11 protein-coding genes are annotated in these 11,252 nt (G+C 43.2%); 7 read left to right on the top strand and 4 right to left on the bottom strand.

Features of this window, described 5'->3' with window-relative positions:
* The first annotated feature begins 112 nt into the window (after positions 1–112).
* Positions 113–1,105: an FAD:protein FMN transferase gene (locus C4S61_RS08920; protein WP_103924446.1), complete on the top strand. Its 993-nt coding sequence runs from the start codon at positions 113–115 to the stop codon at positions 1,103–1,105.
* A gap of 254 nt (positions 1,106–1,359) precedes the next feature.
* Here C4S61_RS08920 and C4S61_RS08925 read toward each other — a convergent pair whose 3' ends face one another.
* The 4 genes from C4S61_RS08925 to C4S61_RS08940 all read right to left on the bottom strand — a co-directional run bounded on the left by C4S61_RS08925 (position 1,360) and on the right by C4S61_RS08940 (position 5,077).
* Positions 1,360–2,541: an acetyl-CoA C-acyltransferase gene (locus C4S61_RS08925; RefSeq protein WP_103924447.1), complete on the bottom strand. Its 1,182-nt coding sequence runs from the start codon at positions 2,539–2,541 to the stop codon at positions 1,360–1,362.
* Positions 2,542–2,869: 328 nt separating this feature from the next.
* Positions 2,870–3,478, bottom strand: a complete 609-nt coding sequence (locus C4S61_RS08930) for a hypothetical protein (protein WP_103924448.1) — start codon at positions 3,476–3,478, stop codon at positions 2,870–2,872.
* The gene (locus C4S61_RS08935) at positions 3,468–4,112 is read right to left on the bottom strand and encodes a tetratricopeptide repeat protein (protein WP_103924449.1); all 645 of its coding nucleotides are present in this window, start codon (positions 4,110–4,112) and stop codon (positions 3,468–3,470) included. The genes C4S61_RS08930 and C4S61_RS08935 overlap by 11 nt, the downstream gene beginning before the upstream one ends.
* Complete coding sequence (locus C4S61_RS08940) at positions 4,112–5,077, bottom strand: VWA domain-containing protein (protein WP_103924450.1); 966 nt, start codon at positions 5,075–5,077, stop codon at positions 4,112–4,114. Before C4S61_RS08940 ends, C4S61_RS08935 begins: the two co-directional genes overlap by 1 nt.
* 142 nt (positions 5,078–5,219) lie before the next feature.
* Here C4S61_RS08940 and C4S61_RS08945 point away from each other — a divergent pair, with 142 nt between their 5' ends.
* The 6 genes from C4S61_RS08945 (at position 5,220) to arsB (ending at position 11,161) form a co-directional block, all read left to right on the top strand.
* A complete protein-coding gene (locus tag C4S61_RS08945) occupies positions 5,220–7,610 on the top strand; it encodes a TonB-dependent receptor (protein ID WP_103924451.1) in 2,391 nt (796 codons plus the stop codon).
* A complete protein-coding gene (locus C4S61_RS08950; protein ID WP_103924452.1) occupies positions 7,610–8,446 on the top strand; it encodes a DUF4249 family protein in 837 nt (278 codons plus the stop codon). The genes C4S61_RS08945 and C4S61_RS08950 overlap by 1 nt, the downstream gene beginning before the upstream one ends.
* A gap of 75 nt (positions 8,447–8,521) precedes the next feature.
* Complete coding sequence (locus tag C4S61_RS08955) at positions 8,522–8,860, top strand: ArsR/SmtB family transcription factor (protein WP_103924453.1); 339 nt, start codon at positions 8,522–8,524, stop codon at positions 8,858–8,860.
* A 156-nt stretch (positions 8,861–9,016) separates the two neighbouring features.
* Positions 9,017–9,490 carry a DUF6428 family protein gene (locus tag C4S61_RS08960; RefSeq protein WP_103924454.1) on the top strand — a complete coding sequence of 158 codons (474 nt, stop codon included), beginning with the start codon at positions 9,017–9,019 and terminating at the stop codon, positions 9,488–9,490.
* Between the two features lie 13 nt (positions 9,491–9,503).
* Positions 9,504–10,127 carry a low molecular weight phosphatase family protein gene (locus C4S61_RS08965; RefSeq protein ID WP_103924455.1) on the top strand — a complete coding sequence of 208 codons (624 nt, stop codon included), beginning with the start codon at positions 9,504–9,506 and terminating at the stop codon, positions 10,125–10,127.
* Positions 10,124–11,161 (top strand): ACR3 family arsenite efflux transporter, encoded by a 1,038-nt coding sequence (arsB, locus tag C4S61_RS08970; protein ID WP_103924456.1) that lies wholly within the window; start codon positions 10,124–10,126, stop codon positions 11,159–11,161. Before C4S61_RS08965 ends, arsB begins: the two co-directional genes overlap by 4 nt.
* Positions 11,162–11,252: the final 91 nt, after the last annotated feature.

The following is an 11,252-nucleotide window of genomic DNA, read 5'->3' on the forward strand; positions in this document are numbered from 1 at the left end:
TGTTGGACTGCATGGGAAATTAACGGTGAAGGAAATCAATTTGATTATTTTTGAGCAAAAATTCTATTTCACGCTAAAGTAGACTTCACTTTTATTTACCAAATTATTGACTATGCGATTCACCCTGAGTTATTTACTGATCGTTGTTGCAGCTCTTAGCTCCTGCGGAGAAAAGGAAAAAGCCTACAAAACGTACGAAGGTGAGATTTTTGGAACCTATTATCGGATCCAGGTAGCCGATTTGGAAAAGAACCTTCAGCCGCAATTTGACTCGGTTTTCAACTTGATCAATATCGCCGCCAATTCTTATGTACAAGATTCGGAGATCTCGACTTTTAATCAAACGGGGAAACTCCTCAATCCTTCTTTGACTTTCAGGGACATGATGGATTCTACCGTAAAATACCACCAAATGTCAGAAGGTTATTTTGAGCCAACCTTATACCCACTTTTGAAGTCCTGGGGATTTTCTTTTGAGCAGCGGGAGGAAATGGATTCTGTGAAAGTCGCTGGTTTGGCTGGGTTAATTGGGTTTGAGCAAATGATTATTTCTTCTGATTCGGGGTATTTCGCCGCCAAACCGGGAGTCATGCTGGATATTACCGGTTTAGGAGAGGGCTATGCGATTGACAAATTGGTGGAAGTGCTTGAAATGAATCAAATCACCGACTACATGGTAGAAATCGGAGGAGAGATGAAGGCTAAAGGTAAAAATTCCCGCCAAACCACTTGGACAATCGGTATCGAGGATCCTTCAAAAGCTGAAATGGGGATAACCAGCACGATGCTGACCAAGGTTGAGTTGGATAATCGATCGATCAGCAGTTCGGGAAATTACCGGAAGTTCTACATCGATGAAGCAGGAAATCGACGTGCGCATATTTTGGATCCAAAGACCGGGTTTCCGGTAAGCCATTCCATGGTTTCAGTCTCGGTATTAGCCCCCTCGGCTACACAGGCGGATGCTTTAGCGACAGCTTTTATGGCCATGGGTCCAGAGAAAGCTAAAATCCTTGCGGAAAGTCTTCCGGGAGTAGAAGCGATGTTTGTGATCGGAGGAAAGGAAAAACTGGAAATGGAGTTTACTTCAGGGTTTCCAAAGTAGGAAACTGGTGACAAGTCTGAGTAGGCATAAAACCAAAATTCAATCTCTTCGGGATTGAGGAAATTATTTAAATAAAATCAATAACCCCGCATTTCATACGGGCTATTGAAAAGTTTGATCCCCTCAGGATCGTTATTTCAATTGAATATTCTTTACGACTGCGAAGCAGTCAAACCCTCATAGCCATGGGTGGAACCCATGGAAAAGAGTTACGGTAATAAAGTCACCAACCTCAAGGGGGTTGAACAATCAGCTTACATCTTCTCAATCACAATCGCAGACGCTCCACCGCCACCGTTGCAGATACCGGCTACCCCGATAGTTCCGCCTTTTTGGTGAAGTACGGAGTTGAGCGTGGTGATGATTCTGGCACCGGAAGCTCCAAGAGGATGGCCCAATGAAACCGCTCCTCCAAAGACATTGATTTTATCATTGTCTAAGTTCAATTCCCGCTGGTTTGCAATCGCAACTGCTGCAAAAGCTTCGTTGATTTCATAATAAGAAACTTCTTCAGCAGAAACGCCGGCATGCTTCAATGCTTTTGGAATAGCCAAAGCCGGAGCTGTAGTAAACCAAAGTGGATCGGTGGCTGCGTCTGCGAAGCCCCGGATTTTTGCCAGAGGCTTCAAGCCCAATTCCTCAGCTTTTTCTTTACTTACTAAAATCAGAGCAGAAGCTCCATCATTCATAGTGGATGCATTGGCGGCAGTCACGGTTCCGTTTTTGTCAAAAACAGGCTTCAGCGAAGGGATTTTATCAAACATGACGTTTCTAAATTCCTCGTCTTCTTCGATCAGGATCGTCTCACCTTTTCTGCCAAGCATTTCTACAGGAACGATTTCATCTTTGAACATGCCTTTGGCCCAGGCTTCGGCCGAGCGCTTGTAAGATTGAATGGCGTAGGCGTCCTGTTCCTCGCGCGTGATGTTCATTTCCTTGGCAGTGTTTTCTGCACAGTTGCCCATGGGGAACTTGTAATACACCTCAAAAAGCCCATCTTTTACCAAGCCATCGACCATTTCGGCATTACCATACTTGTAGCCAAAGCGTGCTTTTGGAACGTAATAGGGGACATTGGACATACTTTCCATTCCACCTGCAACTACCACATCGTTGATGCCCAGCATAATGGATTGTGCGGCAAGCATCACTGCTTTCATACCCGATGCACACACTTTATTGACTGTGGTGCAAGGGACGTTGTATCCGATGCCAGCACCAATCGTTGCCTGACGGGCAGGAGCCTGGCCTAGATTTGCCGAAATTACATTACCCATGAAAACTTCATTGACAGCTTCTGAGGGAACTCCTGATTTTGCGAGCGCACCTTTGATTGCGGTGTTTCCAAGCTCAATAGCTGTCAGGCCTGATAGCTTGCCTCCAAAGCTTCCTAGTGGAGTTCGAACAGCTGATACGATATAAACTTCTTTGCTCATGTTTATTTGGGTTTAGTTTATGCTAGATGTCAGATGACCGATGTCCGGTGTTGTTAATCAGTCGCGCGATCTACTTGATTATTCACTATTCAGAATTCGGCGTTTGATATTTTTTTGAACTATTTCCGATAATGTGAATGGGTTTTGGGGATTACTTCGTCATTCAAACGATGTTTTTGATGTGTGTTTTCAAAGAATTTAGATAATTTTTTGACAGCGTAATAGAACGAAATACAATGATATCCAGGACTTCCGTCTGCCTGTAAATATCGGACCAGTCTCGAGTTGCGCCAATTCATCGGTCACCAGTCATCCGACATCGGACTTTTTACCAGTCCGGAAGGCCTCTTTTTGGCCGTTGTGTCGGTTTCTTTTTGTTCTCCTGAATGTATCGAAGCTCGGCAGCATTGAGGGATTCCAGAATTTGAGCGGCTTGTTCGGGGGTGAGGTTCATGCTTTTCAGCTTTTCGCGCATTGCTTCCATACGCTTTTGCTGATCGGCTAGGTTGGCGTCCATTTGATCGTTTGCATTTTCCCCAGCTTCTTCACTTTGTTGCGAGGGGTCTTTGCCTTCCTGTCCTTCTTTAGCCTTGTCTTCTTCGGATTGTTCCCCGTCTTTTTGCTCGGATTGATTATCTCCCTGTTCTCCTTCGCTGTCCTGACTTTGATTTTGATCGTTTTGTTGCTGTTGATCCTGCTGTTGTTCCTGCTGTTCTTCCTCTTGCTCTTTTTCCAACTTTTCTTTCAGCGCTTTCAGTTTACTGTCATTTGGGAATTGCCCCAAACCTTGATTGACTTCCTTCAGCGCATTTTCTTTGTCTGATTTCACATAGGAGCGAGCCGCACGGTTGAAGAAATCTCCGGCTGTTTGTGCTGTTATTTCATGGGTCAAAAACAGAAATAAAGCAAGGGTGAGTAGGGTTAGTTTATTTTTCATCGATCTCCACTACCTCCTGAAGTGTGGTTATAAAGTCCTGGTATGCAGCCACAGTTTCGTCCTGTGTCAAAGCTTCTTGCATGATAGTTAAAGCGTCTTTAAATCGGAATTGTTCCACCAATCGGTCAGCCTCAGCCTTCTTTCGCTTCGCAAATTCCGAAGGCTCAGGCTTGTTCTGCTCCTGATTTTTTCGCTCTTCATCTCGCTGGAGCCAACGGGCAAGCATTTCGTAGTTGTGACGGGCTTGTTCATTGGTCGGGTCTTTGATCAGTGCAGACTGGAATTTGCTGAGTGCCGCTTCGTATTCTTTTTTGTTACCTAAAATGACTCCCCCTTGATTAAACGCGAAGGAAACCAGGGTCTTGTTTGGGCTTTGGGTGACCTGATCATACCAAGTCTGGGCTTCTTCCAGCTTTTCGGAGTACTGATGGCTCAAACCCAAATCAAAACTTAATTCGGGTGATTTGTATTCGAAATCATTGACTAACACCAGATGATTGGCTACCGATTCTTCATATTTTGCTTCGGCGTAGCTTCTTTCTGCGGTCTCGATGGCTGTATTCAGCCTGGAAACTCTGGTCCAAGAACTTGGGATGATCAAAAACACGGTCAAAATCCAGTTGCTCCAGCTCATTAGAGTTTGATTGTTTTGATGGGTAAAATCATATCCAACAAGGCTAGACTCAATGCCGCCAACAAAAAGTAAAAATACTTATTTGAGCTGGCTTCTACCATTCTGGTATTTGCCACTCCGCCTTCCATACTTTCAAGGGTCGCTATCAAGTCACCGATTTGCTGAGACTCATCTGAGATTTCGAAGTATTCACCGGAAGTTTCAGAGGAGGCCAGGCGAAGTGATTGTGATTCCAATTTTGTAATAGCAGGCATACCTGTGGCTGGGTCAATGACCACGCCGTTTCCTCTGGGAATTTGACTGCCTTGCTTAGTGCCGATTCCGAGGGAAAAGACTTTGATATTATTGTCTGCCAAATCGGATACAATACTTTCGAGATCGTCTCCAAAATTTTCGCCATCAGAGATTAAAATGATCGACTTGGCTTTGATTTCCTGGCTTTCATCTTTGAGAAAACGATCCAAAGCCATTCGAAGGGGTGCAGTCAAATCTGTCCCTGCATTAGGTACCAGTCCGGTATTCAATCCGTCGATGTAAAGCTGGATAACAGCCTGATCAAATGTCAATGGACACTGCATAAATGCCTCCGAACTGAAAATAATCAAACCGATGCGATCTGAGGGAAAGCTTTTGATTAGGTTTTTCAATTCAAATTTGATCCTTGACAGGCGGCTTGGGCCAATGTCCGTGGCATTCATTGACTGGGAAAGATCTACTGCAATGAAAATGTCTTTGCCTTCTTCTTTGACTTCTTTGAATGAATTTCCGATGGATGGACCGGCAAAAGCAATTAAGAACAAAATAAAATAGGCTGACCTGATAATCAATTTGGTGAAAAGACGTTGCTTCTCCACTTTCAACCGACGGTTGATGGACCAAAATTTGATTAAATACAGAAAGTAAAACAAAACAAAGACTCCTGCCAACACTAGGGTGAGTCTGATGTCAGGATATGCCCAAATCATGGCCTGAAATTAGGAAATTAAACCTAAATTGAAAGTCAGGATTTTTTCTAAGACTTACAGTTGATGAAACTTTTGGCAGAATTAACAAACATTAATTTTACGAGGCCGTTCGCCTAGCATATTCCGATCCAATTTCTGCTGCATGTCCCTTTTCAGAGTTTTGACATTGTTTTTTCTTTCGATCGTTGGCCTTCAGGCTTATCCTCAGGATCAGAAGTTTATTACCGGTGAGGTAATGGATGTCAGTAATTCGGAGCCATTGATCGGGGCAAATGTGTATTGGGAGGGAAAAAGTACCTCAGGGGTAGTGACAAATTTGGAGGGGAAATTTGAATTGGAATTGATTCCACTTCCTGCCAGGCTGGTCATCTCATACGTTGGTTTTGAGCGATCTGTACGAGTGATTAATCAAAAAGACGCTGAAAAACCCATCAGGTTTTACCTGAAGCAGGAAGAAATGTCGCTCGATGAAATTATCATTCAGGAGCGAAAACCGGATGAGCAATTGAAAAACATGGAAATGGGTAAGGCTTCCATTCCAATTGAAACCATTAAGAATATTCCGGCACTTTTTGGTGAAGTGGATTTATTTCGAAGTCTGCAACTCCTTCCGGGTGTCCAAACCGCGGGAGAAGGGACGACAGGGCTATTTGTGAGAGGAGGATCCGCTGATCAAAATCTAGTTCAGTTGGATGGGGCTCCCGTCTATAATCCCTCTCATTTTTTCGGCATATTTTCAGTTTTTAATCCGGACGGATTGAAAAGTGTGGATTTGTATAAAGGCAACATGCCAGCCTCATTTGGTGGACGGGCAGCGTCCTTGATCGATGTTTCACTGCGCGAAGGAAATAACCAACAGGTTCGTGGCGAAGGGGGCATAGGAAGTATTTCTTCAAGGCTGACAGTGGACGGACCGCTTTTTGGAAAAAACTCCACATTCATCCTCAGTGGAAGAAGGACTTATGCGGATATTTTTCTCAGGCTTTCTTCAGATGATGCCATCCGCAACAATAGCCTGAATTTCCATGATTTGAGTGGGAAGTTTGCTTTTGTTTTGGGAGAAAAAGACAAAGTATCCATTTCCAGTTATCAAGGCAGTGATTTTCTGGGTTTGGATGTAGCTTTTGGTTTGGGCTGGACAAATTGGGTGACAGCGGTTAACTGGAGTAGGGTAAAGTCGGACAAGTTCTTTTTTGACCTCCAAAGCTATCATTCCAGATACAAGTACAGTGTGGAGTTTGATGATCCGGAGAATGGGTTTGAATGGAGCAATAAACTTTCCGAATCTGGAATTAAGGCGATTTGGACTGCAATTCCCACTGATAAATTCCAAGTCAATTGGGGAGTGCATTCCCAATTTTACAATTTTGCACCCGTGGATTTGGATCCTGCATCGGGTAGTGCGATTCGGCCCATTGTCACCAATCCTAAAAATGGACTTTTAAATAATTTATTCGTAAGCGGTAATTATGAGATTTCCCCCAAGTTAAGCGCAGAAGCAGGATTAAGATGGGGACTTTTTAATCAGGTGGGAAGAGGAGTAGATTATCTCTATGAAGGTGAGGTGCCCGGACCGCAGGTAGAGCTTACCGATTCATTAAAATTTGGCACTTTTGAAAACATGCATTTTTACCAAGGACTGGAGCCGAGAATTGCTTTTCGCTATCGGATCAGTGACTTTTTCACTGTCAAGACAGCTTACAACCGAAATTTCCAATACATCCAAATCGCATCCAACAGCTCTGCAGGACTTCCAATAGACCGATGGATTTTGTCCGGACGGTATGTTGAACCTGTGAAAAGCGATCAGATTTCCTTGGGGCTCTTTCACAACTTTGATCAGGATCGCTGGGAGTTGTCCGTCGAAGGGTATTACAAAGATCTCGATAATGTAATCGACTTGCGCAATGGCGCACAGGTACTTTTCACCGATCAGGTGGAGACGGAATTACTTGCGGGTAAAGGCTGGGCGTACGGAACTGAATTTCTTCTACGTAAGAATATCGGAAAAACTACGGGTTGGCTTTCCTATACTTGGTCCCGTGCATGGCGAAAAATCGCAGGGGTCAGTAAAAATCAAGCGTATAATCCACGGTTTGACAGACCCAATGATGTAACCTTGGTGCTGAATCATGAGTTCTCACCGAGCTGGTCCGCAGGATTGACTTTCGTCTATACCACCGGACAGGCTGTTTCTTATCCTGTCGGATCCTATCGGGTAGATAATCAATCTGTGCCCCTATATTCCGAATTCAGAAATTTGGACAGATTTCCGGATTATCACCGAATGGATGCCTCTGTGACCTGGAAAAATTCTGATAAAGGCAGAAAATGGCGTGGCAGTTGGAATTTCAGTATTTATAATCTATACGGAAGGAAAAATCCGTTTGCATATGAGTTTCGGCAGATTTACAATGAGGATATTACATTCGATGGAGGATCTGATGGAGAAATCATCTCTTCGCGTCCTGGTGTAGTGATGACCTATCTATTCACATTTCTTCCCTCGATCACCTACAACTTTCAATTCTGATGAACAGGCTCTTTTTGGTTTTACTTATTTTTTGTTTCTCCTCGTGTCAAGAGGAAGTAACTTTACCATTGGGCACCAAATCAGAATTGGTTCCAACCATAGAGGCTTATTGGACAGATCAGGGGAGTTTTAATGAAGTGAAATTTACCCTTTCCAAGGACTATTATGATTCTTCCGAAGTGGTAGAAATTGCTGATGCAGAGGTTTTTATTACAATTCCTGGCACTGAAAAAGTTGTTCCTTTTGGCTATTTTGGGGGAACAAAGTCTTATAAACCCATTAATCCACTGGAAAAAGCCGAAGTGGGCGAAACCTACCAGCTCAATGTTCGATGGGGAGAAAACACCTATATTTCTGAAGGTGTCATGCTCGAACCGCCAACGGTAGATAGTATCACTTGGAGTTTTGAAGAGGAGCGGTCTTTTAGGGAACAAGGGTATTACGTGAAAGTTTATGGCAAGATTCCCTTTGAAAATGACAATAATTACCGAATACGAGTCATTGAAAACGATACGCTTAAGAATCAGCGCGAAGATTATTTGCTTTTTGATGATACGTTTGGATTGGCGTTTTTTGAGGAAGGGCTGGAGCTGGGATATTCCTTTCAGGAAAATGACCGCGTTCGACTGGAGCTTTTCAGACTCAATCAGGATGCCTTTGATTACCTCAATCAGTTGGTCAATTTGCTCTTTAGCGATGGAGGCCTGTTCAGTCCACCTCCACAGAATCCGGACACTAATATCCGTGTCGTCTCCGGTAATCCAGAGGTGCTGGGCTATTTTATTGTTTCTCCCGTCTTGTCCCGATCTTTGGTCATTCAGGCCAAATACGACTGATTCCGATTTTTTTGAAAAAAAAATAAAAAAAAGTTGTCTTGTAAATTTTAATCATCGTAATATTGCAATATAATTATGGGGATCACGAAAACAGAATTATTTACGACCCAGCAAAATGAGCTGGCTCTCATCGCAAAGGCTTTTGCACATCCGGCAAGGATAGCCATACTTCAATATTTGGTAAAAAGTAAAAGTTGCATCAACGGCACGTTGGTCCAGGAACTCGGGCTTGCCCAGGCTACCATATCCCAGCATCTGAGAGAGCTGAAAGAAATCGGACTGATCCAAGGATCCATAGAAGGTGTCTCGGTCAGTTATTGCATCAATCCGGAAAAGTGGGAGCAAGTACAAGGATTGTTCAACGGACTCTTTGACGAGTTGAATAATTCCTGTGATTCAGACTCCTGCTGTTAAAAAAATTTGAAATGATATATCGTAATATTGCAATAAATAAATCCTTTTGAAATCTAGCCTCCCTGAGGCCGGCTGAAACGACAAAATCAAAATCCAAAGGGATGATAAATTACTTATGAAATTTAACCTAATCATTTAAAAATTAATTATAATCCTATGAAACTTTCAGAAATCAAATCACAACTTCCCCAATTGAGCCAATTGACCTTCTTTTTACCAGATGGAACATCAGTTCCGGCTCATTTTCACATCACTGAAGTAGGGCAGGTTACCAAGCGATTCATCGACTGTGGTGGCACACTTAGAGACGAGAAATCAATCAATTTCCAATTGTGGGAAGACGGAGATTACGATCACAGATTGGGAGCCAAAAAATTGTTGGATATCATTCAGCTTTCTGAAAAAGTTCTTGGACTCGAGGACTTGGAAGTGGAGGTAGAATACCAGGGAGATACTATTGGTAAATACGGATTGGATTTCAATGGAGAAGCTTTTGTCCTGACCAAGACCATGACAGATTGCCTTGCAAAAGATAAATGTGGAATTCCCGCTCAAAAGCCAAAACTTAAATTGTCCGAAATCCAGACTTCAGCTGCCGGATGCTGTGCACCTAATTCCAAATGCTGCTAATCTTTACTGACCTATGAAGCATTCTTTTTTTCCGGCTCTTCAGAAGACAATTTCCGCTTTGCCTATCACACAGATTCCCGCAGAACGATTACCTGCAATCGAGCTTATGGCAGATTACATTTTGGGGAAAATCAAGTCAAATGAGGAAGTTCGGCTGAATTTCATTTGTACTCACAACAGCCGGAGAAGCCAATTTTCGCAGATTTGGGGGCAAACAGCTGCTGATTATCACGGGATAAAAGCCCGTTGCTATTCCGGTGGAGTAGAAGTTACGGAATTCAACGAACGTGCCGTGGCGGCGATCAAGCGGGATGGCTTTAAAGTAGTGCAAAAAGGGGAAGTAAACCCCGTTTTCTTTGTGTTTCATGGAGAGGAGTCAGAACCAATCGTCACCTTTTCAAAAGTTTACGATGACCCGATCAATCCTACGAGGGGTTTTTCGGCGGTAATGACCTGTGACCATGCGGATGAGAATTGTCCTTTTATACCAGGAACAGAAAAGCGTATTCTCTTGCAATTTGAAGATCCAAAAGTATTCGACGGCACAGAGCTGGAAGAGAAAATGTACACTGAACGATCCCATCAGATTGGTGCGGAGTTGTTTTTGATTTTCCAAAAAGTAAAAGAGCGTCTATGACAGTATCAAAAAAGAAACTGAGTTTTCTCGATCAATATTTGACCCTTTGGATTTTTCTCGCCATGGCAATCGGAGTGGGTCTGGGATATTTTCTGCCTGAATCAAGTGAGGTGATTGATTCGTTGAGTTCGGGTACAACCAATATCCCGATTGCGATTGGATTGATCCTGATGATGTATCCTCCTCTGGCAAAAGTTGACTATCGTCTATTACCGAAGGTTTTCAAAAATGTCAAAATTTTGAGTATTTCTCTGATTTTGAACTGGGTGGTAGGTCCGATTCTCATGTTTGTGCTGGCGATTACTTTCCTGAGAGATTATCCGGAGTACATGGTTGGGCTGATCCTTATCGGATTGGCCAGATGCATAGCCATGGTGTTGGTATGGAATGATCTGGCAGAGGGAAGTTCTGAATATGGGGCGGGATTAGTCGCCTTGAACAGTATCTTTCAAGTGTTTGGCTATAGCTTCTATGCCTGGCTTTTCATCACTATCCTTCCTCCATATTTTGGATTTGAAGGCGCGATAGTGGATATTTCTATTGGCACGATTGCAGAAAGTGTGGCGATTTATCTAGGAATTCCATTTTTGGCGGGATTGCTCAGCCGATTGATTTTACCCAAGCTAAAAGGAGAGGCATGGTATACGAACGTATTCCTACCGAAGATAGGACCCATCACGTTGATTGCTTTGCTTTTCACTATTCTGGTGATGTTTTCTCTGAAAGGAGAATTGATCGTGACAATTCCGATGGATGTGGTCAGAATTGCGATTCCTTTGTTGGTATATTTTGTGATCATGTTTGTTCTGGGATTTTTCTTCAGCAAGGCCATGGGTGCACCGTATGATCAAAATGCCGCCGTGTCATTTACTGCTGCGGGAAACAATTTCGAGTTGGCCATCGCGGTCGCAATAGCGGTTTTCGGGCTGAATTCAGGACAGGCTTTCGCCGGAGTTATAGGGCCTTTGGTAGAAGTGCCTGCTTTGATAATTCTGGTTCGTGTCGCCTTCCGCTGGAGGGAGAAATTCTATTGATAAGTTCGAAATTTTCAATTCTATTCCAATAAACTGAATTTTGATTCTCAGTTTATTGGGATTTTTTTTTGATCTTAAATGATTTTAAATC

Origin of the sequence: Algoriphagus boritolerans DSM 17298 = JCM 18970 (assembly GCF_900108085.1) — a bacterium.
In the GTDB taxonomy this organism is placed as follows: Bacteria; Bacteroidota; Bacteroidia; order Cytophagales; family Cyclobacteriaceae; genus Algoriphagus; species Algoriphagus boritolerans.

Excerpts from the sequence above, each read along its gene's own strand:
- C4S61_RS08960 (WP_103924454.1), top strand. The coding sequence starts at position 9,017 with ATGAAACTTTCAGAAATCAAATCACAACTTCCCCAATTGAGCCAATTG.
- C4S61_RS08950 (WP_103924452.1), top strand. The coding sequence starts at position 7,610 with ATGAACAGGCTCTTTTTGGTTTTACTTATTTTTTGTTTCTCCTCGTGT.
- C4S61_RS08925 (WP_103924447.1), bottom strand. The coding sequence starts at position 2,541 with ATGAGCAAAGAAGTTTATATCGTATCAGCTGTTCGAACTCCACTAGGA.
- C4S61_RS08935 (WP_103924449.1), bottom strand. The coding sequence starts at position 4,112 with ATGAGCTGGAGCAACTGGATTTTGACCGTGTTTTTGATCATCCCAAGT.
- C4S61_RS08965 (WP_103924455.1), top strand. The coding sequence starts at position 9,504 with ATGAAGCATTCTTTTTTTCCGGCTCTTCAGAAGACAATTTCCGCTTTG.
- C4S61_RS08945 (WP_103924451.1), top strand. The coding sequence starts at position 5,220 with ATGTCCCTTTTCAGAGTTTTGACATTGTTTTTTCTTTCGATCGTTGGC.
- C4S61_RS08940 (WP_103924450.1), bottom strand. The coding sequence starts at position 5,077 with ATGATTTGGGCATATCCTGACATCAGACTCACCCTAGTGTTGGCAGGA.
- C4S61_RS08920 (WP_103924446.1), top strand. The coding sequence starts at position 113 with ATGCGATTCACCCTGAGTTATTTACTGATCGTTGTTGCAGCTCTTAGC.
- C4S61_RS08930 (WP_103924448.1), bottom strand. The coding sequence starts at position 3,478 with ATGAAAAATAAACTAACCCTACTCACCCTTGCTTTATTTCTGTTTTTG.
- arsB (WP_103924456.1), top strand. The coding sequence starts at position 10,124 with ATGACAGTATCAAAAAAGAAACTGAGTTTTCTCGATCAATATTTGACC.
- C4S61_RS08955 (WP_103924453.1), top strand. The coding sequence starts at position 8,522 with ATGGGGATCACGAAAACAGAATTATTTACGACCCAGCAAAATGAGCTG.